This is a genomic window from Microvirga roseola, from assembly GCF_020866965.1.
Taxonomy (GTDB): Bacteria; Pseudomonadota; Alphaproteobacteria; order Rhizobiales; family Beijerinckiaceae; genus Microvirga; species Microvirga roseola.
Genome location: NZ_JAJATX010000006.1, coordinates 76,638 through 102,057, shown reverse-complemented (window position 1 = coordinate 102,057; position 25,420 = coordinate 76,638). Strand labels below are relative to the sequence as shown.

Below are 25,420 nucleotides of genomic sequence, written 5' to 3'. Positions count from 1 at the left end.
ACTCTGAACCATGAAGAAGCGGGCTCCCATTTTCTTTTTCGCTCCCTTCGTCTCTTCGACGATGAGGGTCGAGCCCGCATGGATCGATTATAACGGCCACATGAACATGGCCTACTATCATGTGCTCTTCGACCGGGCCGTGGAGGAAGGCTTCAACCTTGTCGGCCTCGGCCAGGATTACCTTGAGGAGCGCAAGGCCTCCTATTTCGCCGCGGAGGTCCACACCCTCTACCGGCGCGAACTGAAGATAAACGACACCGTGCGCGTCACGCTTCAGCTCATCGATTTCGACGAGAAGCGCCTCCACTTCTACATGGAAATCCGCCATGCGGCCGAAGGCTGGGTGGCTGCGACCATGGAAGGCCTGTCGCTCCACATGGACATGGAAGCCCGCAAGGTCTCGCCCTTCCCGGACGACATTGCCGCGAACCTCGCCGTCATGAAGGCGGCCCATTCCCGCCTTCCCCGGCCTCAGGCGCTCGGGCGGATCATGGGCATCCCGGCCAGGAAAGAAGCTCGCGAAGCCCTCCTAGCGTCAGGCACCCGCCACTAACAGGCTACGGAACCCGGAGGACAGGTGCCGATCCGCGCCGGAGGCGTCGGGTTGGAGAACAGCCTCTGCCGGTCGATCTGCCGCTGAAGCTGATTCCTGTCGATCTGGATCTGCTGTTCCAGCCTGAGCTGACGCTGCTCCTGCCGCAGGCTCCTGTTGATGTCCTGAACCTGCCGCTCGGCAGGGCTGGTCCGCGGAAGGCGTGTCTGGGCCTCGGCAGGCAGTGCCAAAGGGAATGCAAAGCTCAATGTTACGGCGCCCATCATCAACCAGCGCATGGGAATTGCCTCTTTCGGATTGCTTGAAAAGACATGGGGATCGGGGCCTGGGTTCACAATGAAATCCGAGCCTGCGGCAGGATCGACAGGCATTCCGGGCTCGACGCCGTTCGCCTTTTGATCCATGGTCGCGCCGATGAATCAGCCTGATCACAGATCTAACCGCCGGGACGACCTCTCGCATGAGCCTTCGGCAGGCTCCCTGAGCGCCCGCGCCCGCGCGGCGGTGGCGCCGCAATCGCCTTACCTTTCGGGCCTGAATCCGGAGCAGCGCGCCGCCGTGGAGGCAACGGAAGGCCCCGTTCTCGTGCTGGCCGGTGCGGGAACAGGCAAGACTCGCGTTCTGACGACCCGCATTGCCCACCTGATCGCTACCGGCAAGGCTCGCCCCTTCGAGATCCTGGCCGTGACCTTCACCAACAAGGCGGCCCGGGAGATGCGCGAGCGCATCACCGCCGTGATCGGCCCCGTGGCCGAGGGGATGCAGTGGCTCGGCACCTTTCACTCCATCGGCACCAAGATCCTGCGTCGCCACGCGGAGTTGGTGGGGCTGCGCGCCGACTTCACGATCCTCGGCACGGACGACCAGCTGCGTCTGATGAAGCAGGTGATTGAGGCCGAAGGGATCGACGAGAAGCGCTGGCCGGCGCGCCAGCTCGCCTCCCTCATCGACGGCTGGAAGAACCGTGGTCTTGGGCCCGACCAGATCCCGGCCGGCGAGGCCGGCGCCTTCGCCGCTGGAAAAGGCGGACGGCTCTACCGGGCCTATCAGGATCGCTTGAAGGTCCTGAACGCCGTCGATTTCGGCGACCTCCTTCTCGAATGCCTGCGCCTGTGGCGCGAGCATCCCGATATCCTGGAGCAGTACCAGAACCGCTTCCGCTACATGCTCGTGGATGAGTACCAGGACACCAACGTCGCCCAGTATCTCTGGCTCAGGCTCCTCGCCCAGGCGCGCAAGAACCTGTGCTGCGTCGGCGACGACGACCAGTCGATCTATGGCTGGCGCGGGGCGGAGGTCGATAACATCCTGCGCTTCGATCACGACTTTCCCGGCGCGACGGTGATCCGCCTGGAGCGCAATTACCGCTCCACCGGCCACATCCTTTCCGCAGCCGCTGTCCTCATCTCCAAGAACCAGGGCCGCCTCGGCAAGACTCTGCGCACGGAGGACGAGCCGGGTGAGAAGGTGACGATCACCGGCGCCTGGGATTCCGAGGACGAGGCCCGCCTCATCGGCGAGGAGATCGAGGCGCTCCATGCCAAGAAGCACTCCCTCTCCGAGATCGCGATCCTGGTCCGCATCTCCGCCCAGATGCGCGAGATCGAAGACCGGCTGGTGACGCTGGGCGTGCCCTACCGCGTCATCGGCGGCCCACGCTTTTACGAGCGGGCGGAAATCCGCGATGCCCTGGCCTATCTTCGCGTCGTCAATCAGCCGGCGGACGATCTCGCCTTCGAGCGCATCGTGAACGTGCCGAAGCGCGGATTGGGCGATGCCACGATCCAGGTGCTGCACAATCATGCCCGCGCAGCCCGAGTTCCGCTCGTGGAAGCGGCCCGCTTCATCGTCGAGACCGACGAGCTGAAACCCAAGCCCCGCACGACCTTGCGCGATCTCCTCATTTCCTTCGGGCGCTGGGCGAAACTCTCCGAGACCATGTCGCAATCGGAGGTCGCCCAGACGGTGCTGGAGGAATCCGGCTACACGGATATGTGGCAGAAGGACAAATCCGCGGATGCGGCGGGGCGGCTCGAGAATCTCAAGGAACTCGTGCGCTCCATGGAGGAATTCCCGGACCTCCAGAGCTTCCTCGAGCATGTTTCGCTCGTGATGGAAGCCAACGAGTCCGACACCGCCGAGCGCGTGAGCCTGATGACGCTCCACGCTGCCAAAGGACTGGAGTTCGATACTGTGTTCCTGCCCGGCTGGGAGGAAGGCCTGTTTCCCAACCAGCGCGCCCTCGACGAGAGCGGCCGCGCGGGCCTGGAAGAAGAGCGCCGCCTCGCCCATGTGGGCCTGACCCGCGCGAGACGCCGGGCGAAGATCTATTTCGCCTCCAACCGGCGCATCCACGGCCTCTGGAATTCCACCGTGCCGAGCCGTTTCATCGATGATCTGCCGGAAGCGAATGTCGAGGTGGTCGAGGCCCCCGCGAACTTCTCCTATGGCGGCGGGTATGGAGGGGGCTCGCGCTTCGACCGGATGCAGCCCTTCAGCGGCTCGTCCTACCAGACCCCTGGCTGGCAGCGCGCACAGGCACACCGCGCCGGCACCAATGACGGCGGCTATTCCGCCCGCAGACCAAGCGACCGGCGCGGCGGGCCGATGCTGATCGAGGGCGAACTGGTCGCCAAATCCACAGGGGGCTCCGGCTTTGCTGTCGGCGGGCGCGTCCTGCACACTAAGTTCGGCCCTGGCACCATCGAGGCGGTGGACGGCAACAAGCTCACCGTCGAGTTCGACAAGGCCGGACGCAAGATGGTGCTGGACAGCTTTGTGGAGCAGATGGGCTAGCGCGTCTCTTCGGCGACGTGGATGCGGTTCGCCGAAAGAAGATGGCCGGGACGAGCCCGGCCATGACGAGAGTATCAGTTATTTCGCAGCCATTGGCGGGACCGGCATCGGCGGCGTGCCGTAGCCACGGGGATCGACCGGGCTGAGCGAACCGTCGTCGGTGGAGTGCTTCGGCGTGTCCACATAGGAGAGCGTGGCTTTACCGTCTGGCGACGGACCGTTGGCCCAGCGTCCCTTGGCGCTTTCCGTGCCTTCCGAGAAATTCATGAACTGATAGGCGGCCTCGGAGAATTCGCGCTCCTGCGGGAAGTTGGACGGTACCGGCGTCATTTCGAGCCCGTCCTCCTCCAGTTCCTTGATGGCGGCGAGCCACTGGTTCTGATGCATCGTATCGCGGGCTATCAGGAACGACAGCATGTCGCGAACGCCGGGATCCTGGGTCATGTTGTAGAGGCGGCAGACCTGGAGGCGGCCCTGGCTCTCGGCGGTTACGTTGAAGCGGAAATCGGCTAGCAGATTGCCGCTTGCGATGGTGAAGCCGGCTGTCCAGTAATTGCCCACGCTGTCGGTCGGCCGCGAGCCGGAGCCGGAAACGATGAAGTGCTGCGGGTTCATCCCGGCGACGATGGCGTCCTCGACCCGCGCCCCGCTCATCACAGCGCCGACGACGGAGTTCTTGGCCATGTCCTCCTGCTGCTCCACCGGCGAGGTCTCGAGCAGTCGGGCGATCATGGTCGCAAGCATCTCGACATGGCCGATCTCCTCGGTGCCGATGTCCATGATCATGTCCTTGTACTTCTCGGGCCCACGGCAGTTCCAGCCCTGGAAGAGATAGGTCATCATGACGCTCATCTCGCCCCACTGGCCGCCAAGCACCTCCTGGAGCTGCTTGGCGAAGATCGGATCCGGCTTCTCTGGCTTGGCGTGGTACTGCAAGTGTCGCTGACGAAAGAACATCGGCTGCTCCTGTGATGTGTGGAAAGCGAGACTCCCAGCCCCGCAAGAGTCTCGTTCACAACCTGAGCGAATCGACCTTGTTCCCGTTTTGGATATGAATTCCTGTATTTTAGACCCATTCTGAACTGTGATTACCTCTAGCCACATGCTTGCAACTGTGGAACGATCCCGCCCCGTTCCAAGGCATCAGCGAGGCTCTCCATGTTCCCCTTGTCACATATGCTGAAATCCTTCGTTCGAGCCGGCACGTTGAAGGTCATTGATGCCGATGGCGGGGTGCATGTCTTCGGTGGGGAGAAACCTGGCCCAAGCGTCACGATGCGGCTGACGGACCGCTCGCTCTATCACAAGCTCTTCCTCAACCCGGAGCTCCATGCAGGCGAGGCCTACATGGACGGGCGCATGAGCTTCGAGGATGGCTCCACCTTGCGGGATTTCCTGAACCTATTCTCGATGAACCGCTCGACTCTCGCCAATTATCCGCTTCAAAACGTGCTCAAGCGCATTTCGCGCGGCGTGAAGCGCTTTCAGCAGACGAACCCGGTTGGCAAGGCGCAACAGAACGTGGCGCACCACTACGATCTCGGCAACGACTTCTACAAGCTCTTACTCGACAAGGGCATGCAGTATTCCTGCGCCTACTTCATCAACGACAATGACACTCTGGAAGAGGCGCAGCAGAACAAGCTTCGACTCCTCGCATCGAAGCTCCAGCTCAGGCCCGGACTGAGGATCCTCGATATCGGCAGCGGCTGGGGTGATCTCGCGCTTTATCTTGCAGCCATGGAGGAGGTGGACGTCACCGGCGTGACGCTCTCCAAGGCGCAGTACGAACTCTCGAACGAGAAGGCGCGGCGCGCGGGTCTCTCCCATCGCGTGCGCTTCGAGCTGCTCGATTACCGCAAGGTGGACAAGCGCTTCGACCGCATCGTTTCGGTCGGCATGTTCGAGCATGTGGGCGTGCACCATTACGGCGAGTTCTTCGCCAAGATTAATGCGCTGCTCGATGACGACGGTCTGATGGTCCTGCACTCCATCGGCAAGATGAGCCCGCCCGGCACGGCAAGTCCGTGGCTGCGAAAGTACATCTTCCCCGGCGCCTATTCCCCTGCCCTGTCGGAGGTTTTCCCGGTCGTCGAGCAGAACAGCCTGTGGGTGACTGATCTCGAATTCCTGCGCCTGCACTATGCCAAGACGCTCAACCACTGGCACCGGCGCTTCGAAGCCAACCGGGAGAAGATCGCCGCCATGTACGACGAGCGGTTCTGCCGGATGTTCGAGTTCTATCTCATCAGCGCAGAGACGATGTTCACGACCGGCAGCCAGCTGGTCTTCCACATGCAGCTCGCCCGCAAGCGTGATGCCGCGCCCATCGTGCGCGACTACGTCACCGACTTGCAGCGGGACTACAAGGAAAAGGAAGCCGAGCGGCTGAAGGTGCTCGACGGAGCAAGGGAACTGACGCCAGCGTGAGGCAGGGCCCCTTCGGACATTGCCGCGACGGACGCGAAGCCGGGCGGCTCCTCTTGGGACCCGGAGCGGCCGATCAGAGCAGGTGACCTCCGGCCCGAGGGGTGATAAGGCGGGTGCCATGCTTGAAGGTCTGCACCCCAACCGCCCCACCCATGTCTTCCGGATCACAACGGACGAGCGCTCTGCGCGCGCGATGACCGACCTGATCGGCGAGATTTTCGATCCGGCCGAGACGGCCGTCGCCGCCTTCGAGACGGAGGAGGACGGTCCCTGGCTGCTGGAGGCCTATTTCGCCCGCGATCCGGACGAGGCGGCGATCCGGGATCTGCTGCGCCCGGTCGTGGGGGAAGAGGCCGACAAGGGCATCTTCCTGCCTTTGGAGCAGAAAGACTGGGTGAAGGCATCGCTCGAGGGTCTCAAGCCCGTCCGCGCCGGACGCATCCTTGTGCATGGCTCCCATGACCGCGACGAGCGCCGCTCCAACGACATCGCCATTGAGATCGAGGCAGGCCTTGCCTTCGGGACGGGGCATCATGGAACGACGCTGGGTTGCCTTCTCGCCTTTGTGGACGAACTGAAGATGCGCAAGCCCCGCCATGTGCTCGATGTCGGCACGGGAACGGGCATCTTGGCCTTTGCAGCGGCCAAGGTGTTGAAGCAGCCGGTGGTCGCGGGTGATATCGACCCTGAGGCCGTGCGCGTGGCGCGGGAGAATGCGCGGCTGAACGGGATCGGGCCCTGGGTGAAGCTCTATACTGGCCCCGGTATTCGTCATGAAATGGCGGATCGTCCCGGCTATTTCGATCTCGTCTTCGCGAATATTCTGGCGAAGCCCCTGCGGATGCTGGCGCCGTCGCTCGCGAGCGTGGCAAGCCGGGACGGAACGCTCATCCTCTCGGGCCTTCTAGCCCATGATGTGGCGGGGGTTCTGTCAGCCTATGCGCTCCAGGGTTTTTTCCTGGAGCGTCGCTACGACCTCGAAGGCTGGGCCGCTCTCGTCCTGAAGCGGGGCGGCGCGCATCCGCTGCCCCGCAGCCTATCGTCTTAGTCGGCCAGAACGCCCGGATAGCGCTTGGCGAGTTCCCGGCGAAGCTTCAGGGTCTCGACCCAGACTTCACGGACGACTTTCAAGGCTGAAATGATGATCATGATTCCTACTCGGTGTCGTGTGCGAGAACGTTGTCTCAAACCTTGAACGGCAGGGCATTGTCCTGGATCAAGAACAGCGGCGAATGATCCTGCCTGCGGCCGAGATCGCTCAGGAAAGCCTCATGCCGGCGCAGTTCACGCGCGGCGCTTCTGGCGCGGCTCTCGACGAGTGCATCGACGATGCTCTTCGCGAGGGCGGAAAGCTTGGACGGGGTCTGGGTCTCGCCGGCGAAAGCGGAAGTGAAAACAGCTGTATTCATGGGCTCATCTCCAACAGGTTGGTGTTGAGACCCTTCAGCGTTCCTCTTTATCGTTGAGAGAAAGGTAAGCGATCCTGACCTTTATGGACAGAGTATCGCGTGCATGAGACCCATGCGCTTGTTGCAGCGCACAAGCATAGAGCTTTAATCTTTAGGCACTCCGCGCATAGACGGTGGGCATGCCTGCCCCTGTAGGAGGCACTCCGCACAGGCCTGCAGCAGTTGCAGCCGCGTGCGGTCCGGCCTAGCGTGTCGCTCCCAATCCTGACGGTGTTCTCACGAATGGCCCAGTTTCAACTCTTCGACGATACGACCTCCCCGTCTCAGGGCCCGGCCCGCATTGCCAAGCTGCGGGCCGAGCTCACCCGGCGCGGCTTCGATGGCTTCATCGTGCCCCGGGCTGACGAGCACCAGGGAGAATACGTGCCGAAAAGCGCCGAGCGCCTGGCCTGGCTCACCGGCTTCACGGGCTCGGCCGGCACCGCCATCATCCTCCAGAACAAGGCAGCCCTGGTGGTTGACGGTCGCTACACGGTGCAGGCGGCCGAGCAGGTGGATACCTCCGTCGTCACACCCGTGCAGCTGGCCGAGACCTCGCCGGAGGACTGGATCGCCACCCATCTGCCGGAGGGCGGCGTTCTCGCCTATGACCCGTGGCTTCACACCAGCGACAGCCTGAAGCGGCTGGAACAGGCGGTCGGCCGCGCAGGGGGCAAGCTTACTCCCGTCGACATCAATCTGGTCGACGTGATCTGGATCGACCGCCCTGCCCCGCCGCAGGCTCCGGTGCGTCCACACGCCCTCGACCATGCCGGCGAGGCCGCGCCCGCAAAACTCGAGCGCATCCGCAGGAAAATGGCGGAGGCGAAGGTCGACGCCCTCGTGATCTCTGATCCGCACAACCTCGCCTGGGCCTTCAACCTGCGCGGCGGCGATGTGGGACACACCCCCCTGCCGCTGGGCTATGCGATCATTCCCCGGGAAGGTCGCGCGAGCCTCTTCTTCGATCCCGCGAAGGTGACCAACGAGGCCGGAGATGCAGTCGGCGATCTCGCCGAGTTCAAGCCGATCAGCGCCTTCCAGACCGCCCTCGACGAACTCAGCCACAGGGGCGGCAAGGTCCGCATCGATTCCGCGACCGGCGCCGTCGCCCTGATCCGGCGCATCGAGGCTGCGGGCGGCAAGGCGGACGTGGGATCCGACCCGATTGCCCTGATGAAGGCTGTCAAGAATCAGGCGGAGATCGCCGGCTCGCGCACGGCGCATCTGCGTGACGGCGTGGCGGTGGCGCGCTTCCTCGCCTGGCTCGACCGGGAGGCGCCCAAAGGCAGCCTCACGGAAATCGATGCGGTCGAGGCGCTGGAGGCCTTTCGGGTCGAGACGGGCGCTCTCAAGAATATCTCCTTCCCGAGCATCTCGGGGGCGGGCCCCAACGCCGCCCTGCCCCATTATCGGGTGACGAGCTCCAGCAACCGGCGGATCGAAGTCAACCAGATCTTCCTGATCGATTCCGGCGCACAGTATGAGGACGGCACCACGGACATCACCCGCACGATCATCGTGGGCGATCCGACGCCGGAAATGCAGGACCGCTTCACCCGCGTGCTGAAGGGCCATATCGCCATCGCACAATCCGTCTTCCCGAAAGGCACGACGGGCGCGCAGATCGACTCCTTTGCCCGCAAGCCGCTCTGGGACGCGGGCCTCGATTTCGATCACGGCACGGGTCACGGCATCGGCAGCTATCTCTCCGTGCACGAGGGTCCGCAGCGCATAGCGAAAACCGGCCACACGCCGCTCGAGATCGGCATGATGCTGTCCAACGAGCCGGGCTATTACAAGCCGGGCGCCTACGGCATCCGCATCGAGAATCTCATTCTGGTGGAGCCGCGCACGATCCCCGGCGGCGACCGCGAGATGTTGGGCTTCGAGACGCTCACCTTCACGCCCATCGACCTGCGCCTCGTGGAGCCTGCCATCATGACCGCCGACGAGATCGCCTGGCTCAACGCTTACCATTCCGCCGTGCGCGAGAAGATCGGCCCGAACCTCGATGCGGAAACGCGCGCCTGGCTGGAGAATGCGACGCGGACGATCGGCTAAAGCATCGGACCCAAAAGTGGATTTGCACTTTTGGGATCCAATCCGATGCTTTCTTCCTGATCTAGAGCATCGTTGGTGTGCGGAAAACCGGATCCACTTTTCCGCACGATGCTCTAGATCAGGTTCCGCAGCACCACGACGGAGACCACGCCGATGGCGACCGTGCCGAGCAGCGGAAGCCGGAAGGCGGCGAATGCCGTGATGGCGGCGGCGATGGCCTCCGCCCATCCGGTGGTGAGCGCGGTCGGCGCGATCACGGCCACCAGGACCGCCGGGGGAATGGCGTCGAAGGCGGCTTTCGCCCGGCCCGCGAGCACGAGGCGGTCCGCCACGAGCAGGCCTGCGATGCGCGTGAGATAGGTCACGACCGCCATGGCGAGGATGGCGAGCAGCGTCGTCATGTCGAGGCTCATGAGCGCGCCTCCTCAGGGGCAGCGAAATAGGCGGCGGCGATGCCGGCGAGCGCTCCGGACGCCACGTGCCAGGGTGCGCCGATGAAATGGTGGACGAGCGCCGCGACGGCCGCGCTGACGGCGACCGTGACGAGCGTCACGCGGCTTCTCCCGAAACCGGCGATCAGCCCGATGAACAGGGCCGTGAAGGCGAAGTCCGCACCGATGCGCTCCGGGTCGCCGAGAAACGAGCCGAGAATGGCGCCCAGCGCCGAGGACAGGGTCCAGTTTCCCCACAGCACCAGCCCCATGGCCGCCCAATAGGCCCCGGTGACGGGCCTCTCCAGGGCGCGGCGCTCCGAGAGCGCCCAGGCCTCGTCCGTGAGGAAGAAATAGGCGAGGAAGGTCTGCGCCCGCGACAGCTTCATCTTGGGCGTGAGCGAGGCTCCCATCAGCACGTGACGCACATTGATGAGCAGGGTCGCGAAGGCCAGCGCCACGATGGGGGCCGGATGGACCCAGGTCTCGATGGCGGCGAATTGCGCGCCGCCCGCATAGACCAGCGCCGACATGAGCCCGACCTCGAGGGGCGACATCCCTTTCGCCGCCGCGACCGCGCCGAACAGCAGGCCGATGGGAACGGCCGCGACGGCGACGGGCGCGATGTCGTGCAAGCCTGCCCGGGCTTCCCGGCGGTAGGTGGAGACGAGGGGGTTCACTTGATCCATGGCCATTTCTCTTTCCGCCCTTATGCGCGACGGGCGGTGGGCCGTCTTGGATGAAAGTGCTCTTTTCAGGCGGCGCGATAGGCGCCCGGCGTCACGCCCATGCGGGCCTTGAACACCCGGTTGAGATGGCTCTGGTCGAAGAAGCCGCAGGCGGCTGCCACATCCCCCGGAGCCTCCCCCTTCTGCAGCAGCCGCGTCGCCGCGCGGAAGCGCCGGTCGAGGAGATAGGCGTGCGGGGTCAGCCCGGTCTCCTTGGCGAAGGCGCGGATGAAGTGGCTGCGGGACAGTCCCGCCAGCTTCGCGAGGTCGGCGAGATCCGCCTCCTCGCCGAGATGGGCGTCCAGGCAGTCGCGCGCCCTCAGGATGCTCTTCGAGCCGTAGCGGAGGGACGGCAGGGCATCGAGATCGGCCCAGCGCGCGATGAGGCGGCTCAGGAAATCGACGAGGCGCGTGTCCTGCTCCATCTCGGAGGTCCAAACGCCGTCCCGCGACAGGCAGGCATGGAGCTTCGCGTGGGCCCGGACGAGTTCGGGATCGTCGATGACCGAGCGCGGGAACCATGGCGGACGGGACAGCGGCCGCCCGGCCACGTCCTCCGCGATCTCCTGCATCAGTTCCGGCGAGGGATAGAACGTCCGGTACTCGAAGCCGCCGCCATAGGGCTCGCCGTCGTGGATCTCGTCGGGGCAGATGATGCCGATCATCCCCGCATAGGCATAACGCTGCTCGCCGCGATGGAAAAAGGTCTCGCAGCCCGAAACGATTGCCGCGACCGCATAGGTTTCGTGGGTGTGACGGGCATAGGCGTGACGGCGGAAGGTCGCGCGCAGGCAGTCGAGGCCGCGATAGCGCGGCACCCTCCAGAAATGCGTTACGTCGCCCGCCGCCCTCTGGCCGGGATCGAGCGAGACCTCAGGCGTCATCACCGTCATGCGCCGACCATGCCACAGAGGCTGAGCGATGTCTTGGACAGGAGTCTCACCCGCGCCCGACGAGGGCGAACCAGCCGTCCTCGTCCATGACCTGGACGCCGAGTTCGGCCGCCTTGGCGAGCTTGGAGCCTGCCCCCGGCCCCGCCACCACGATGTCGGTCTTCTTGGACACGGAGCCTGCCACCTTGGCCCCGAGCCGCTCGGCCATGGCCTTGGCCTCCTCCCGGGTCATCTGCTCGAGAGAGCCGGTGAACACCACGGTCTTGCCTGCAACCGGCGAGTTCGCGGTGGCGGGCGCTTCCATGGGCTCGATCGTGACCTCGGCGAGAAGCGCATCGAGCATCTCCTCGTTGTGCCCTTCCTTGAAGAACTCGACGACGGCCTCCGCCACCACCGGGCCGATGCCGCCGATGGAGGTGAGCTCCGCATGGGCCTCCGAGTCCGGATCGGCGGCCGCCTTCGCGACCTCGCGCAGGTGCTCGAAGGTACCGAAATGGCGTGCGAGCAGACGTGCGGAGGTCTCGCCGATATGCGGGATCCCCAGGGCGAAGATGAAGCGGTTCAGCGCAACCGAGCGCCGCGCCTCGATGGCGTCGAACAGGTTCTTCGCGCTTGTCTGGCCCCAGCCTTCCCGGTTCTCCAGCCGCTTGAGGCTGCGCGCATTGCGCGCCTGCAGCGTGAAGATGTCCTGCGGGCGCTGGATCAGGCCCTCTTCGTAGAACTCGTCGATGCGCTGCTCGCCCATTCCCTCGACGTCGAAGGCGTTGCGCGACACGAAATGCTTGAGGCGCTCGCGGGCCTGCGCCGGGCAGATGAGGCCGCCGGTGCAGCGGCGCACGGCATCCTCCTTGCCGGTGCGCGGATTGACCTCGCGCACCGCATGGCTGCCGCAGGCCGGGCACGTGGTGGGAAGCTCGTAAGGCTTTGCGTCGGCGGGACGCTTTTCCAGCACCACGTCGAGCACCTTCGGGATCACGTCGCCCGCGCGGTTGATCACCACCGTGTCGCCGATGCGGATGTCGATTCCGTTGCGGATCTTCTCGCCGTTGCCGCCGATGCCCTTGATATAGTCCTCGTTGTGGAGCGTCGCATTGGAGACCACGACGCCGCCGACGGTCACGGGCTTCAACCGCGCGATGGGATTGAGCGAGCCCGTGCGGCCCACATTGATCTCGATGTCCTCCAGCACCGTCACGGCCTTCTGCGCGGGGAACTTGTGCGCCAGCGCCCAGCGGGGCGAGCGCGAGACGAAGCCGAGGCGCTGCTGCAGGCTCAGGGAATCGACCTTGTAGACGACGCCGTCGATGTCGTAGCCGAGATTGGCGCGGTCAGTCTCGATGGCGCGGTAATGCTCCAGCATGTCCGCGATGCTTTCGCAGCGGCGCGTGAGCGGGTTGACCTTGAAGCCGAAGCTGCGCAGGCACTCCATCATGCCGTATTGCGTATCGGCCGGCATTGCGCTCGCCTCGCCCCAGGCATAGGCGAAGAAGCACAGGGGCCGCGAGGCGGTGATGGCCGGATCGAGCTGGCGCAGGCTGCCCGCCGCAGCGTTGCGCGGGTTGGCGAAAAGCGGTTTCCCGGCGGCCTCCTGACGCGCGTTGATGGCGGTGAAATCCGCATGGGACAGGTAGACCTCGCCGCGCACCTCGAACACGTCCGGGACGTTCGGGCCGTTCAGCACATGGGGAATGTCGTCGACGGTGCGGGCATTGGCCGTCACGTCCTCGCCTTCCGCGCCGTCGCCGCGGGTGGCGGCGGAGACGAGCCTGCCGTTCTCGTAGCGCAGGCTTAAGGAGAGCCCGTCGATCTTGGGGTCGGCGGTGAAGACCAGCGGCGTCTCCGGGCCCAGGTTCAGGAAGCGGCGGATGCGCTCGACGAACTCCTCCACCTCCTCGTCCGTGAAGCCGTTGGAAAGCGACAGCATCGGCACCCGGTGCCGGATCTTGCCGAACTTTTCGGAGACCTTGGAGCCGACCTTCTGGGTCAGGCTCTCGGGCGTCTTCAGTTCGGGAAAGCGCGCCTCAATGGCCTCGTAGCGCAGACGAAGGGCGTCGTATTCCGCATCCGAGACGGAGGGCGCATCCTCCTCGTAGTAGCGCCGGTCATGCTCCGTGATCTCGGCCCCCAGCGCGTCATGCTCCGCGCGGGCCTCTTGTGGCGTCAACTGGTCGACGGGAATCAGGAGCGTGGCTTTGTCTGCGGGCATGATCGAATCGCGTTTGAAATCGGTTGAACCATAGCGCTCCGGGCCGGACTCTCCAGTGCAGGGGCGCAGCGGTGCCCGCAATCCACCGGCGCTGGGGCTTTGAGACGGCAACGCGACATCGTCCCTCCCGGCATGCATGCTCGTTCCCGGCCCCGTTTCGGGGCGGGTGGCTGTCGGCTGGTCCTGGCTTCTCGTGGTGTCGAGGGAAGCGCGGGACGCGGTTTCGCCTCGCGTCCGCAGTGGAGCGCGAGAAGTCGGGCGGGACCGCCCGGACCAGAACCGTATCCCGCCTCCCCGACCGACGCCTCGGGCGTCCCTCGTGAGACCGGACCCGCTCAGATATAGCAAAGCTTAGGACAACAGTCAGGAACAAAAACAGAACATATGCTCTGCCCTCATCCTGAGGAGCCGCTGCAAGCGGCGTCTCGAAGGAGGCTCCAGTGCGCGCGGGAGACGCCCTCGTCCTTCGAGACGCTTCGCTCCTCAGGAGGAGGGCTATGGGGCGCAGAGAGGACTGCGGGGAACAAAACAAGCCCGGAGGAGGAGGGTGTCATTCCCGGCCGGAGAGGGCGCAGCCATCGCAGGGGAAGGGAATCCATAGCGCCGCGCCTGTGCGTGGATCCCCTTCCCGGCTGCTTCGCTGCCGCCGGGGATGACACGTGCATTCCCCTCCCCCTTGGGGAGGGGCCGGGGGTGGGGGTGCTTGCGCTGAACTGGACCAGCGTGGCGCTCACACCCCCACCTCCAACTCCTCCCCACAAGGCGGAGGAGAGCTCACGCTGCGCCCTTCATTCCCGACTTGCGCAAGCCAAAAGCAAGCTCCTGGCATGATGGGATCTGCGGGAGGCGGAGAGCCCTACGCGACCAGCTTCCGGTAGAGGTGCCAGGTCGTGTGGCCCAGAACCGGAAGCGCCACGAGAAGGCCGAGGAAGACAGGCAGGGATGCGACGAAGAGCAGGAGCACGATGCACAGGCCCCAGCCCAGCATCGGCAGCGGATTGCTGAAGACGGAGCCCACGCTGGCAATCATCGCCGTGATGAAATCCACCTCGCGGTCGAGGAGAAGCGGAAACGAGACGACGGTGATGGAGAAGGTGACGATGGCGAGCACGCCGCCGATCACATGCCCCACGGCGAGGAAGGCCAGCCCCTCGGGCGTGGTGAAGAGGATGCCCGGAAACGCACCCGCCGGAAGGCCATGCAGCCCGCAGAACAGGGCAATCAGAAGCCGGACCTGATAATCCAGATGATGAACAGGAAGACGGTGACGAAGGCCATCCAGGAGATTTCCTTGGCGCCCTGCGCATAGATCGCCTTGAAGACGGTGGACCAGGATGGCCGCTCTCCGCGCTCGCGAAGCCTGCTGACCTCGTAGAGTCCGACGGCCACGAAGGGACCGATCAGCGCGAAGCCGGCGGCGAGGGGATAGACCAGATAAAGAAGATCCCACCAGAAGGCGCAGGCGAGAATGGCGAGCCCTCCGAGGGCGTAGAGGCCGCCGAAGAACAGCCCATAGGCCGGATAGGCCTGGAAATCCCGCAGCCCCGCCAAGAGCGCATCGACGATGTCGGCAAAGCCGATCCGGCGGATCGCGAGGTCCCGGCGCTGGCCGGGCGTGGTGACTGGAGTATCCTGGCTCATGCGATCCCTCCCTCATGCCTGCGATCGCCGGATGACGTGTCCTCAATCGCGGGTGCCGCCGCTGCCTTTGCGGCTTCTTCAGCGAAACGGCACGAATGGGATCATAGCGGAGATCGCAAGGCGATGTCCTATCAGGAATTGTCCTAGTGCGCCGCCGCTTGCAGCAACCGCGCCGCCGCGGCGCGGGCTTCCTCGGTGATCGTCGCGCCGGCGAGCATGCGGGCGATTTCCTCGCGGCGGGGATCGGCCTCTAGGGGCACGACGCGGGTGGCGACCCGGTCGGAGCCGCGCACGCCTTCCTTGGCGATGAGGAAATGGCTCGTGGCCTTGGCGGCGACCTGGGGCGCGTGGGTGACGGCCATGACCTGGACGCGCTGCGCAAGGCGCGCGAGGCGCTGGCCGATGGCGTCCGCCACCGCGCCGCCGACGCCGGTGTCGATCTCGTCGAAGACGAGGGTCGGGGCCGAGCCCTTGTCCGCCAGCACCACCTTCAGCGCCAGCATGAAGCGCGAAAGCTCGCCGCCCGAGGCCACCTTCATGAGGGGGCCGGGCTTGGTGCCGGGATTGGTCTGGGCCCAGAACTCCACCCGCTCGAAACCGGCGGGATCGCGGCTCGTCTCGTCGGTCTGGATATCGGTGATGAACGTCGCCCGTTCGAGCTTGAGGGGCGGCAGCTCCGCCTGAACGGCGGCGTCGAGCGCCTGGGCGGCCTTCCTGCGGCCGGCGGAGAGCGCCTTCGCGGCTTTCACATAGGCGTCGTCGGCGGCCTTGAGCGCCTTTTCCAGGCCCGCAAGCTGCTCCTCGCCCGCATCGATGGCGACAACATCCGCCTCGAAGCGCTGGCGAAGGGCCGCGAGTTCATCGGCAGGAACGTCGTATTTGCGGGCGGCGGCGCGAAGCGCAAAGAGGCGCTCCTCCGTCTGCTCCAGCTCGCGGGGATCGTATTCAGTGGCGCGGATGGCGTCTTCCAGGGCCGCCCTCGCCTCGTCGATGGCGACGAGCGCGGCATCGAGCGCGCGCACGCTCGGATCGACCAAGGCAGGCGCCTGGGCGCTGCGCCGTTCGAGCTTGCGCACGGCGGCGGAGAGTTCGGGGACAGGCGATGCATTGCCCGCAACGGCCTCGTAGGCCTCGTTCAGATCCTGCGCCACCTTCTCGGACTGCATCATCACGACCCGGCGCTCGGCAAGGGTCTCCTCCTCGCCGGGCAGAGGATTGAGCGTCGTCAGCTCCTCCACCGCATGGCGCAGGAAATCGGCCTCCTTGCGGGCCTTCTCGATGCGGTTGCGGTGATCCTGCAGGGCGCCTCTCGCCTCGCGCACGCGCCGCGCCGCCTCGCCGACCGCCTGGACCTCGCCGGCGAGACCGCCGAAAGCGTCGAGGATGGCGCGGTGGGTGACGGGATCGACCAGGGCGCGGTCGTCGTGCTGGCCGTGGATCTCGACCAGGGTCGAGCCTATGGCCCGAAGCACCTGCACGCTCACGGGCTGGTCGTTGACGAAGGCGCGGGTGCGCCCGTCGGCCACCTGGACCCGGCGCAGGATCAGGTCGCCCTCCACGTCGATCTCCGCCTCCGTCGCGATGCGGCGTGCGGGATGGTCGAGCGGGCAGTCGAACACGGCCGTGATCTGGCCCTGGGTTTCCCCATGGCGCACGAGGCTGCCGTCGCCGCGCCCGCCGAGGGCGAGCGCGAAGGCGTCGAGAAGAATGGATTTGCCAGCGCCCGTCTCACCCGTGAGGACGCTGAGCCCTTCATGGAAGTGGAGCTCGAGCCGGTCGATGAGGACGATATCGCGGATCGCGAGCTGGATCAGCATGGAAGTGGGGGTTTTAGGCCCTCTTCTGGCCGACCTGCGGGACGCCGCGGAAGGCCTTGCTGATCCAGGATTCGGAATCCTCGCGCGGCTCGACGCCGCCCTTGGTCAGCAGGGCGTAGGCATCCTTGTACCAGGGGCTGTCGGGGAAGTTGTGCCCGAGCACGGCGGCGGCCGTCTGCGCCTCGCTGACGATGCCCATGGCCATGTAGGCCTCGGTCAGGCGCTCGAGAGCCTCTTCCACGTGGCGGGTCGTCTGGTAGCGTGAGACCACGTGACGGAAGCGGTTGATGGCGCCGGAATAGTTGCGCTTCTGGAGGTAGAAGCGGCCGACCTCCATCTCCTTGCCGGCGAGCTGGTCGCTGGCCACCTGGAGCTTCTTCTTCGCATCCGCCACGTATTCGGAGGACGGATAGCGCTGGACGAGATCCTGCAGCGTCAGGATGGCGCGCTCGGAGGCGGCCTGGTCGCGGGTGATGTCCGGGATCTGATCGTAATAGGCCGAGGCCATCAGATACTGGGCATAGGCCGCGTCCGGAGAGTTGGGATAGCTCTGGAGATAACGCTTGGAGGCGTTGATCGTCTCCTCGTAGAGGCCGCCCTCGTAATTGGCGTAGGCCTCCATGATCAGTCCCTTGCGCGCCCACTCGGAATAGGGGTGCTGCTTGTCGAGACTGGCAAATTTCTTGGCGGCGCCCTCGAAATCCTGCTTCTGGATACGGGCGAGGCCGTCGTTGTAGACCTCCTCCGCCGGAGTGCTCGCGACGATCTCCGGCTTGTAGGTGTCGTCCTTGTCGAACGGGTTGATCGACGACAGGGTGTCGCAACCGGCCAGCAGCATGCCGCATGCGCCGATGATAAGCGCGCGTCCCGCTGCGCCGAAGCCCGAATAAGCCTTCGCGAAAGACATGCCTCGCGGTCCTCCAATAACCGTGCCCGGAATTGTTTAACGATGCACGGAAGGTTCTTTAACCTAAGCGCAGGGAAAGAGCCAACCCCATCCGACAGGCTTTACCCAAGGGTATTGCGAGGGGCCTGCCCGAAATCATGCGGCCAATGGGCGCTTGCCTGCGAAGGCAGCGCCCGAAAATGGCCGAAGAGGTCGTTCGAAGAGGTCGTTCTCAGTGAATTTCCGGAGCGAAGGCCGGCACGGCCACAGAGCCGAGATCGGCATAGGCGCCCTCGCGGCGCGGCACGGCGTCCACGATGGCGTAGTTGGACCGGCTTGCGAACAGGGCCTCGAGGACCGAGAAGTTCAGGCGGTGGCCGCCGCAATAGGAGCGGTAGGTGCCGAGCAGCGGCAGGCCGGCCAGGGAAAGATCGCCGATGGCGTCCAGGAGCTTGTGGCGGACGAACTCGTCGCTGTAGCGCAGGCCTTCCGGGTTGATGATGCCGTCGTCGCCGATGGCCACCGTGTTGTCGAGGGAAGCGCCGAGCGCGAAGCCGGCGCCCCAGAGCTTCTCCACGTCGCGCATGAAGCCGAAGGTGCGGGCCCGGGAGATGTCGCGGCGGAAGACCGACGGGCTGAGGTCGATCATCTTGCGCTGACGGCCGATCACCGGGGTCGGGAAGTCGATCTCAACGTCGAGACGGAAGCTGCGCTCGTTGGGGAGGAGTTCGGCGAAGGCCTTGCCCTGCGTGACGCGGACGGGGCGCAGAACCTTCAGATAGCGGCGGCTCGCATTCTGCATCGCAATGCCGACCTGGTCGATGGCGTCGATGAAGGGAGCGGAGCTGCCGTCGAGGATCGGAACCTCCGGCCCGTCGATTTCGACGAGCACGTTATCGATGCCGAGGCCGGTGAGCGCCGCCATCAGGTGCTCGATGGTCGCCACGGCCCCGCTGTCCCGGTCGCCGATCACAGTGCAGAGCTCGGTCGCGGTGACCGCCAGGTGGCGGGCGTCGATCAGGCGATCCACCCCGCCCGGGAGACCCGTGCGCAGGAAGGCGATGCCGTGGTTCACTTCCGCCGGGTGAAGGATCATCTTCACCTCGTCCCCGGAATGAACTCCGACGCCCACGAGTGTCACGGCGGCGCGAAGCGTGGTCTGCTGGCTCTGCTTCATTATTTTGGACCTCGAATGCCATCACCGCTTGGAGAGGCTCGTCTGCGGTGGGAATGGCTTCCGCTGCTGTGGTTTCTGTGACCGGCAGGCCCCCTTGCAGCCTGCCTTTCGACTTGAGGGCACCATAGTCCCGCTCGCAGGCTAGGCCAAATCACGCTTTTTAACGATGTGTTACAAACTCGACCATTCGCAAGTTATTGATCTTAATGCTTTTTTAACAAATAGACCCCCAGCCGGTCTCCGACTGAGGGCCTCGTCTGTGACAGTGCCGATAGGTCAGTTGGCCTGGCGGCGCAGGAAGGCGGGAATCTCCAGCTGGTCATCCTCCGCGCTCCGCGCAGCCGCAGGCGCCTGGCCCGCAGCGGGACGGTAGCCCTGGGGGGCGGCCGGACGCTTGGCGTATTCCGCATGGACCGAGGACATCTGCGGACGCGGGGCCTCGGGCGCAGGGCGCTGGGCCGCCGGTTCCGCAGGCTGAGCCTCCTCCCGGCCGCGGCCGAAGCCCATGGTGGTGAGCCTCTGAATCAGCGACGGCTTGTGGGCCTGGGAAGGCTCGACCTCGCCGCGGCTGGCGCGGATCTGGTTCTGGGCCGGAACCGGCAGCTCGTCGATTCGCGGCATCCGGGCCGGGCGCACGGCCCGCTCCGCCTGCGGCGGGATGAAGGCGCCCTGCTCCATGGGCTCCTCCTCGAAGGCCGCCTGAGGAGCCGCCGGGGGCTCATAGGCCATGGCCGGCTTCGGCTGGGTCGGCGTGAGGACCACCTCGTCGCGAATCACGGGCTGCGGGGCAGGCTCCACCGGGGTTGCCAGGGAGACCGGCGCGACCGGCGCAGGCATCGGAGTCGCCTGAGGCAGGACGGGGGTCGCCCTCACCGGCTCGGCCTGGGGCGTGGCGCGAAAGGTGGGAACGGGCTGGGTATGGGTGGCGCGGGCGCGGGCCTCGGCCCGGAGACGCTCGGCCACCTCGGAGATCCGCTGCTCGGTTGCAGACAGGTCCGCGCCGTTCTCGACGAGCGCATGGTCGATGCCGGTCGCGACGACGGAGACGCGGATGATTCCCTCCAGGCTCTCGTCGAAGGTCGCGCCGAGGATGATGTTGGCATCCTGGTCCACTTCCTCGCGGATGCGGGTGGCGGCCTCATCGAGTTCGTAGAGGGTGAGATCGTTGCCGCCGGTGATGGAGATCAGCAGGCCGCGCGCGCCCTTCATCGACACGTCGTCGAGGAGCGGGTTGGCGATGGCGGCCTCGGCCGCGCGCATGGCGCGCTTCTCGCCGGAGGCTTCGCCCGTGCCCATCATCGCCTTGCCCATGCCGCGCATCACGGAGCGGACGTCGGCGAAGTCGAGGTTGATCAGGCCTTCCTTCACCATGAGGTCGGTGATGCAGGCGACGCCCGAATAGAGCACCTGGTCGGCCATGGCGAAGGCGTCCGCGAAGGTCGTCTTCTCCGTGGCGACGCGGAAGAGGTTCTGGTTCGGGATGACGATGAGGGTATCGACCGCCTGCTGCAGTTCGGCGATGCCGGCTTCCGCGAGGCGCATGCGGCGCACGCCCTCGAACTGGAACGGCTTCGTGACGACGCCAACCGTCAGTATACCGAGCTCACGAGCCGCCCGGGCGACCACCGGGGCGGCGCCCGTGCCGGTGCCGCCGCCCATGCCGGCGGTGATGAAGACCATGTGCGAGCCCGAGAGCTGATCGCGGATTTCGTCGATCACCTCTTCGGCGGCGGCGCGGCCGACTTCCGGCTGCGAGCCGGCGCCGAGGCCTTCCGTCACCTGGATGCCCATCTGGATCACGCGCGGGGCCTTCGAGGAAGCCAGCGCCTGCGCGTCGGTGTTCGATACCACGAATTCGACGCCCTCCAGACCGGACTCGATCATGTTGTTCACGGCATTTCCGCCGGCGCCGCCGACGCCGAAGACCGTGATGTGCGGCTTGAGTTCCCGGATGTCCGGAGCTTGCAGATTGATTGCCATGACCTATGCCTCTTTGGCCCTTTACCGATAGCGTTTGGCAGACGCTTACCCTTGTTGACTTGTACGCTCCGCAACGGCCCGCCGCGCCGTTGCGGTACTCTTAAAAACTGTCGCGAATCCAGCGGCCCACCCGTGAGAAGTAGCCGTCGGTTCCCGTACCCTGGAACAAGCCGCTGGAACGCGGCTCGAAATATTCGACATGCGCCACCTGGGGATAAACCAGGAGGCCGACCACCGCCGAGAAGGCGGGGCCCTTCGCCGCCTCGGGCAGGCCCTTGATGCCGAGCGGACGCCCGACACGAACCTGTCCCTGAAGAATGCGCCGCGCCGTTTCGGGCAGGCCCACGAGCTGGCTTGCGCCGCCCGTCAGGATGACGCGCCGTCCGGCCTGCGCCGCAAAGCCCGCCGCCCTCAAGCGGTCGCGCACGAGTTCGAGAACCTCCTCGACGCGCGGCTTGATGATCCGCACGAGATGCGACTTCGGCAGATGGTTCGGCACGTCGCGCTCGTCCTCGTCGACCTGCGGAACCGCAATCATGTCGCGCTCGTCCGCGCTCGAAGCGATGGCCGAGCCGTAGAGCGTCTTGAGACGCTCGGCCGCGGAAATGCGGGTCGTGAGACCGCGCGCGATGTCCATGGTCACGTGGTGGCCGCCGACCGCGATGGCGTCGGTGTGGACCATGTGACCGTTCGCGAAGATGCCGACGCTTGTGGTGCCGCCGCCCATGTCGACCACGGCGCAGCCGAGATCCGCCTCGTCGTCGATGAGAGCCGAGAGGCCCGCCGCGTAAGGCGTCGCGATCACAGCCTCGACGCCGAGGTGGCAGCGCTCGACGGCCAGCATCAGGTTGCGCGCGGCCGCCGCTTCCGACGTGACCACATGCAGGTCCACGCCGAGCCGCTCTCCGATCATGCCGGTGGGGTCGACGATGTGATTCTGCGCATCGAGCGAGAAGCCCGTCGGCAGCGCGTGCAGAACGGTCCTGCCCCGGCGCAGATCGTAAGAGGACGCCGCATCGAGCACGCGCTGCAGATCGCCCTCGCCCACGGCCCCGCGCACCGGGATATGCGCATCGAAATGTTCGGAGCCGAGACGGCCGCCGGTGAGGTTGACGATCACCGACTGGATCTCGACCTTCGCCATCCGCTCGGCCGCGTGAACGGCCTGGCGGATCGACGCCTCGGCCGCCTCCAGATCGACGATCACGCCGCCTTTGAGTCCCATGGAGCGCTGGTGGCCGATGCCGAGGATGCGGGCCACGTGCGTGCGGCCATGCAGCGAATCGACATCGTCCGTCGGCTTCAGCTCCGCAACGACGCAGACGACCTTGCTCGTCCCGACATCGAGGACCGAGAGAATGGCGCTCTTGCGCGCGGACAGCGGCTTCAGGCGCGGCGTCAAACCATGACCTGAGAGATTCATGTACCGACCCCCTTGCCGCGCATCGGTTTCTTCTTGAGAGCCTCGGCGCGAGCCGAAGCAGCTTCTTCCGTCAGGCGAACCACGACCCGATCGGCCATGCGCAGATCGATTGCGAGCACGTCCTTCTCCAGGATCTTCTGGTCCTGTTCGAGCTTCACGAGCCTCGCCAGCGCATCGGCTGCTCCGATCTCCGGCAGGCGCACGTCCATGCCGTTGTCCATCTTGAGCGTCCAGCGGCGTCCGGAGACGAGAGTTCCGGCGCGGATGCGGTCCTTCAGCGGGCCTGCGGCCTCGATCAGCGCAAGGTAGTCCTTGCTTCGCGTGTTGGCGCGCTCGCCCACCACGAAGGGCAGGCCGATGAAGCGCGCATCCTGCATCAGGTCGACGACGGTGCCGTCCGCGGCGATGACGAACAACTCGCCATTGAGCTGCCAGATCGCGTGCGGCTCGCGCTCGTTGAGCGAGATGACGAGTTCGTTCGGATAGAGCTTGCGCACCGAGGCGCTCTTGATCATCGGGACGTTCTCGAGGCGCTCACGCACGTCGTTCACGTCGATGAAGGCCAGCGACAGCTTCGGATTGATGCCGGCGGCCAGAAGAACCTCGCTCTCGCGGATCTGCGAAATGCCGGAGATCGTCACCTGTTCGAGGCCGAGGCCCACGGCGCGCCCCAGCGCATGGTGCGGCTCCCCGTGCCTGGCGATGAATTCGTTCAGATGCCCGCCCTGCCAGAGGCCGAGCGTGACGACGGCGGAGAAGAAGCCGAGGGCGAGCCCGGTTCCGAGGAAGCGCGGAACCCGGCGCTCGATGGGTAAGGTGACGGACCGCCCGGGGCGGACGCTCCGGGAGGAGCCGAAGAACGACTTGATTCGGGTAGAACCTGGCCTCCGGCCTCCGGAGGCAGCGCGCGCAACCGCAACGCCGGCCGGGTAGGCCGTCATCGGTTGCAGGTAGCGTCCTCCACCATCCATTGCATAAGCTCGCCAAACGTGTAGCCCGCATGGGCTGCGATTTCTGGCACCAAGCTTGTCTCGGTCATGCCGGGTTGCGTGTTGACCTCGAGAACGACGAGTTCCCCGGTCCCCCCGGGCGTATCGTCGTACCGCAAGTCGGCGCGGCTGATTCCCCGACAGCCGAGCGCTTGATGCGCCGTTAACGCCAACTCTTGGACCTTTTGGTAAATATTCGGTTTAATTTCCGCAGGCAGCACGTGAATGGAGCCGCCCTTCACATACTTTGCGTCGTAATCGTAGAAGACGCCGGTCGCCGGGCGGATGTCGATGACCCCGAGCGCCTTGTCGCCCATGACGGCACAGGTGAGCTCGCGGCCCGCAACATATGATTCGACAAGGACTTCCTCGCCGAAGGCCCAGTCTTCCCGCAGCAGTTCCTGAGGCGGATGGGAGCGGTCCTCGCGCACGATGATGACGCCGACGGAGGAGCCCTCGCTGACCGGCTTGATGACGTAGGGGCCCGGAAGGACATGGCGCCTGGCCGCCTCGAGGCGGTTAACCACCACGCCCCTGGGCACGGGCACGCCGGCAGCGGCCATGACGGTCTTCGCCCTGTCCTTCTGCATGGCGAGCGCCGAGGCGAGGACGCCGGAATGGGTGTAGGGAATTTTCAGGATCTCGAGCAGGCCCTGGATCGTGCCGTCCTCGCCCACACGTCCGTGGAGGGCGTTGAACACCACATCCGGCGATGTGGCCTGGAGCACGGTGGCGATGTCGGGCTGCACGTCGATGGGGGTGACCTTGTAGCCCTGCTCTTCCAGGGCTTTCGCACAAGCCCGGCCGGAGGCTAGGCTGACCGTGCGCTCCGCCGACCAGCCGCCGTAAAGGACGGCAACGTGCTTGGCCATAATCCGCTCTCCCCTTGCACCCGGCGCTCCGGCACCGGGACGTTGACGAAGTGATTCGCGCCCGAATCAGGCCTTGGGCAGCCCGACGCGCTTGATCTCCCATTCGAGCTCCACGCCCGAAGTCTCGCGGACCCGGCGGCGCACCTCCTCCCCGAGACCTTCGATCTCGGCGGCGGTGGCCGAACCGTGATTGACGAGGAAGTTGCAGTGCATCTCGGAGACCTGGGCGTCGCCCATGCGAAGGCCCCGGCAGCCGGCGGCGTCGACCAGCTCCCAGGCCTTCTTGCCTGGAGGGTTCTTGAAGGTGGAGCCGCCGGTGCGGGTATTGACCGGCTGGGTGGAGGAGCGCGCCTCGGTGATGGCGTTCATCTCGGCCAGGATCTCGTCCGGATCCCCCGGACGGCCCTCGAACAGCGCCTCGGTGAAGATCACGTCCTCGGGCACGCCGGAATGCCGATAGGTGAAGCCCATCTGCGCATTCGTGTAGGAGACCGCCTCGCCCGTGCGCGTGACGCCCTTGGCTTCCACGAGCACGTCCTTGGTCTCGCCGCCATAAGCCCCGCCGTTCATGCGCAAGGCCCCGCCGATCGCGCCGGGAATGCCGCGCAGGAACGAAAGGCCGGCGATGCCCGCCTCGGCGGCGGCCCGCGCCGCTTTCACGTCGGGAGCGCCCGCGCCCGCGCGGATGCGGCGGCCGGGCTCGACCGACACCTCGGCAAAGCCCTTCCCCAGGCGAATGACGACGCCTTCCAGGCCCCCGTCGCGGATCAGCAGGTTGGAGCCCAGCCCCACCACGAGCACCGGGATCGTCCGGTCGAGATGCTGGAGGAACGTGGCGAGATCGTCCGTGTCGGCTGGCGTGAACAGAACCTGCGCCGGGCCGCCGGTGCGAAACCAGGAGAGCGGAGCCGTCGGCGCATTGGCCTGCAGCTTGCCCCGCAATTCGGGCATGCGCGCTTTGAGTTCGGGAACGATGTCAGGAAACATGCGATACCCCGCGGGCCTCATCCTGAGGAGCGAGCTTGCCTCGCGTCTCGAAGGACGGGGGCGTCTCCAGAGTGCACTGGAAGCGGATTCCTCGTCCTT

The 25,420-nt window shown here is 65.8% G+C and carries 20 protein-coding genes and 1 pseudogene; 5 read left to right on the top strand and 16 right to left on the bottom strand.

The features are described 5' to 3' along the window. Nucleotides 1–10 precede the first annotated feature (10 nt). Nucleotides 11–553, top strand: coding sequence for a thioesterase family protein (locus LG661_RS06190; protein ID WP_230531006.1), 543 nt, complete (start codon nucleotides 11–13; stop codon nucleotides 551–553). On the opposite strand, the gene LG661_RS06185 is transcribed toward LG661_RS06190, so the two are convergent. Further along, nucleotides 550–831 (bottom strand): hypothetical protein, encoded by a 282-nt coding sequence (locus tag LG661_RS06185; protein WP_230531005.1) that lies wholly within the window; start codon nucleotides 829–831, stop codon nucleotides 550–552. The genes LG661_RS06190 and LG661_RS06185 overlap by 4 nt on opposite strands. Nucleotides 832–967: 136 nt before the next feature. Between LG661_RS06185 and LG661_RS06180 the strand changes: the two genes are divergently transcribed. Further along, entirely contained in the window at nucleotides 968–3,349 is a 2,382-nt protein-coding gene (locus LG661_RS06180; RefSeq protein WP_230531004.1) for an ATP-dependent helicase, read from the top strand. A 78-nt stretch (nucleotides 3,350–3,427) separates the two neighbouring features. Here LG661_RS06180 and LG661_RS06175 read toward each other — a convergent pair whose 3' ends face one another. Continuing rightward, a complete protein-coding gene (locus LG661_RS06175) occupies nucleotides 3,428–4,306 on the bottom strand; it encodes a manganese catalase family protein (RefSeq protein WP_230531003.1) in 879 nt (292 codons plus the stop codon). A 201-nt stretch (nucleotides 4,307–4,507) separates the two neighbouring features. On the opposite strand from LG661_RS06175, the gene LG661_RS06170 reads away from it, so the two are divergent. Together LG661_RS06170 and LG661_RS06165 are read left to right on the top strand one after the other, a co-directional pair. After that, entirely contained in the window at nucleotides 4,508–5,779 is a 1,272-nt protein-coding gene (locus tag LG661_RS06170; RefSeq protein ID WP_230531002.1) for an SAM-dependent methyltransferase, read from the top strand. A 118-nt stretch (nucleotides 5,780–5,897) separates the two neighbouring features. Then, complete coding sequence (locus LG661_RS06165) at nucleotides 5,898–6,827, top strand: 50S ribosomal protein L11 methyltransferase (RefSeq protein WP_230531001.1); 930 nt, start codon at nucleotides 5,898–5,900, stop codon at nucleotides 6,825–6,827. Nucleotides 6,828–6,963: 136 nt separating this feature from the next. Here the strand turns inward: LG661_RS06165 and LG661_RS06160 are convergent, their stop codons facing one another. Next, nucleotides 6,964–7,188, bottom strand: coding sequence for a hypothetical protein (locus LG661_RS06160; RefSeq protein ID WP_230531000.1), 225 nt, complete (start codon nucleotides 7,186–7,188; stop codon nucleotides 6,964–6,966). Nucleotides 7,189–7,470: 282 nt separating this feature from the next. On the opposite strand from LG661_RS06160, the gene LG661_RS06155 reads away from it, so the two are divergent. Further along, nucleotides 7,471–9,291, top strand: a complete 1,821-nt coding sequence (locus LG661_RS06155) for an aminopeptidase P family protein (RefSeq protein ID WP_230530999.1) — start codon at nucleotides 7,471–7,473, stop codon at nucleotides 9,289–9,291. Between the two features lie 113 nt (nucleotides 9,292–9,404). Here the strand turns inward: LG661_RS06155 and LG661_RS06150 are convergent, their stop codons facing one another. The 13 genes and pseudogenes from LG661_RS06150 to murB all read right to left on the bottom strand — a co-directional run bounded on the left by LG661_RS06150 (nucleotide 9,405) and on the right by murB (nucleotide 25,321). Further along, nucleotides 9,405–9,704, bottom strand: coding sequence for an AzlD family protein (locus LG661_RS06150; protein ID WP_230530998.1), 300 nt, complete (start codon nucleotides 9,702–9,704; stop codon nucleotides 9,405–9,407). Continuing rightward, entirely contained in the window at nucleotides 9,701–10,411 is a 711-nt protein-coding gene (locus LG661_RS06145; protein ID WP_230530997.1) for an AzlC family ABC transporter permease, read from the bottom strand. The genes LG661_RS06150 and LG661_RS06145 overlap by 4 nt, the downstream gene beginning before the upstream one ends. Before the next feature lie 65 nt (nucleotides 10,412–10,476). Then, complete coding sequence (locus LG661_RS06140) at nucleotides 10,477–11,343, bottom strand: helix-turn-helix transcriptional regulator (RefSeq protein ID WP_230530996.1); 867 nt, start codon at nucleotides 11,341–11,343, stop codon at nucleotides 10,477–10,479. Nucleotides 11,344–11,389: 46 nt separating this feature from the next. Beyond that, nucleotides 11,390–13,549: an NAD-dependent DNA ligase LigA gene (gene ligA, locus LG661_RS06135; protein ID WP_230530995.1), complete on the bottom strand. Its 2,160-nt coding sequence runs from the start codon at nucleotides 13,547–13,549 to the stop codon at nucleotides 11,390–11,392. Between the two features lie 856 nt (nucleotides 13,550–14,405). Then, a pseudogene (locus LG661_RS06130) lies at nucleotides 14,406–15,190 on the bottom strand (DUF2189 domain-containing protein). Between the two features lie 143 nt (nucleotides 15,191–15,333). Further along, nucleotides 15,334–17,007, bottom strand: a complete 1,674-nt coding sequence (gene recN, locus LG661_RS06125; RefSeq protein WP_230530994.1) for a DNA repair protein RecN — start codon at nucleotides 17,005–17,007, stop codon at nucleotides 15,334–15,336. 13 nt (nucleotides 17,008–17,020) lie between these two features. After that, entirely contained in the window at nucleotides 17,021–17,914 is an 894-nt protein-coding gene (locus LG661_RS06120) for an outer membrane protein assembly factor BamD (protein WP_230530993.1), read from the bottom strand. A 211-nt stretch (nucleotides 17,915–18,125) separates the two neighbouring features. Beyond that, a complete protein-coding gene (gene lpxC / locus LG661_RS06115; RefSeq protein ID WP_230530992.1) occupies nucleotides 18,126–19,070 on the bottom strand; it encodes a UDP-3-O-acyl-N-acetylglucosamine deacetylase in 945 nt (314 codons plus the stop codon). Nucleotides 19,071–19,346: 276 nt separating this feature from the next. After that, nucleotides 19,347–21,050, bottom strand: a complete 1,704-nt coding sequence (gene ftsZ / locus LG661_RS06110) for a cell division protein FtsZ (protein ID WP_230530991.1) — start codon at nucleotides 21,048–21,050, stop codon at nucleotides 19,347–19,349. Nucleotides 21,051–21,150: 100 nt separating this feature from the next. Next, the gene (ftsA, locus tag LG661_RS06105) at nucleotides 21,151–22,473 is read right to left on the bottom strand and encodes a cell division protein FtsA (RefSeq protein ID WP_230530990.1); all 1,323 of its coding nucleotides are present in this window, start codon (nucleotides 22,471–22,473) and stop codon (nucleotides 21,151–21,153) included. Next, nucleotides 22,470–23,444 (bottom strand): cell division protein FtsQ/DivIB, encoded by a 975-nt coding sequence (locus tag LG661_RS06100; protein WP_230530989.1) that lies wholly within the window; start codon nucleotides 23,442–23,444, stop codon nucleotides 22,470–22,472. Before LG661_RS06100 ends, ftsA begins: the two co-directional genes overlap by 4 nt. Continuing rightward, nucleotides 23,411–24,334: a D-alanine--D-alanine ligase gene (locus LG661_RS06095; RefSeq protein ID WP_230530988.1), complete on the bottom strand. Its 924-nt coding sequence runs from the start codon at nucleotides 24,332–24,334 to the stop codon at nucleotides 23,411–23,413. The genes LG661_RS06100 and LG661_RS06095 overlap by 34 nt, the downstream gene beginning before the upstream one ends. Before the next feature lie 66 nt (nucleotides 24,335–24,400). Further along, a complete protein-coding gene (gene murB / locus LG661_RS06090; RefSeq protein ID WP_230530987.1) occupies nucleotides 24,401–25,321 on the bottom strand; it encodes a UDP-N-acetylmuramate dehydrogenase in 921 nt (306 codons plus the stop codon). Nucleotides 25,322–25,420 lie beyond the last annotated feature (99 nt).

What these genes read in the sequence shown, in the direction of transcription:
- LG661_RS06190 (WP_230531006.1), top strand. Translation starts at nt 11, where the DNA reads ATGAAGAAGCGGGCTCCCATTTTCTTTTTCGCTCCCTTCGTCTCTTCG.
- LG661_RS06185 (WP_230531005.1), bottom strand. Translation starts at nt 831, where the DNA reads ATGCGCTGGTTGATGATGGGCGCCGTAACATTGAGCTTTGCATTCCCT.
- LG661_RS06180 (WP_230531004.1), top strand. Translation starts at nt 968, where the DNA reads ATGAATCAGCCTGATCACAGATCTAACCGCCGGGACGACCTCTCGCAT.
- LG661_RS06175 (WP_230531003.1), bottom strand. Translation starts at nt 4,306, where the DNA reads ATGTTCTTTCGTCAGCGACACTTGCAGTACCACGCCAAGCCAGAGAAG.
- LG661_RS06170 (WP_230531002.1), top strand. Translation starts at nt 4,508, where the DNA reads ATGTTCCCCTTGTCACATATGCTGAAATCCTTCGTTCGAGCCGGCACG.
- LG661_RS06165 (WP_230531001.1), top strand. Translation starts at nt 5,898, where the DNA reads ATGCTTGAAGGTCTGCACCCCAACCGCCCCACCCATGTCTTCCGGATC.
- LG661_RS06160 (WP_230531000.1), bottom strand. Translation starts at nt 7,188, where the DNA reads ATGAATACAGCTGTTTTCACTTCCGCTTTCGCCGGCGAGACCCAGACC.
- LG661_RS06155 (WP_230530999.1), top strand. Translation starts at nt 7,471, where the DNA reads ATGGCCCAGTTTCAACTCTTCGACGATACGACCTCCCCGTCTCAGGGC.
- LG661_RS06150 (WP_230530998.1), bottom strand. Translation starts at nt 9,704, where the DNA reads ATGAGCCTCGACATGACGACGCTGCTCGCCATCCTCGCCATGGCGGTC.
- LG661_RS06145 (WP_230530997.1), bottom strand. Translation starts at nt 10,411, where the DNA reads ATGGATCAAGTGAACCCCCTCGTCTCCACCTACCGCCGGGAAGCCCGG.
- LG661_RS06140 (WP_230530996.1), bottom strand. Translation starts at nt 11,343, where the DNA reads ATGACGGTGATGACGCCTGAGGTCTCGCTCGATCCCGGCCAGAGGGCG.
- ligA (WP_230530995.1), bottom strand. Translation starts at nt 13,549, where the DNA reads ATGCCCGCAGACAAAGCCACGCTCCTGATTCCCGTCGACCAGTTGACG.
- recN (WP_230530994.1), bottom strand. Translation starts at nt 17,007, where the DNA reads ATGCTGATCCAGCTCGCGATCCGCGATATCGTCCTCATCGACCGGCTC.
- LG661_RS06120 (WP_230530993.1), bottom strand. Translation starts at nt 17,914, where the DNA reads ATGTCTTTCGCGAAGGCTTATTCGGGCTTCGGCGCAGCGGGACGCGCG.
- lpxC (WP_230530992.1), bottom strand. Translation starts at nt 19,070, where the DNA reads ATGAAGCAGAGCCAGCAGACCACGCTTCGCGCCGCCGTGACACTCGTG.
- ftsZ (WP_230530991.1), bottom strand. Translation starts at nt 21,050, where the DNA reads ATGGCAATCAATCTGCAAGCTCCGGACATCCGGGAACTCAAGCCGCAC.
- ftsA (WP_230530990.1), bottom strand. Translation starts at nt 22,473, where the DNA reads ATGAATCTCTCAGGTCATGGTTTGACGCCGCGCCTGAAGCCGCTGTCC.
- LG661_RS06100 (WP_230530989.1), bottom strand. Translation starts at nt 23,444, where the DNA reads ATGGATGGTGGAGGACGCTACCTGCAACCGATGACGGCCTACCCGGCC.
- LG661_RS06095 (WP_230530988.1), bottom strand. Translation starts at nt 24,334, where the DNA reads ATGGCCAAGCACGTTGCCGTCCTTTACGGCGGCTGGTCGGCGGAGCGC.
- murB (WP_230530987.1), bottom strand. Translation starts at nt 25,321, where the DNA reads ATGTTTCCTGACATCGTTCCCGAACTCAAAGCGCGCATGCCCGAATTG.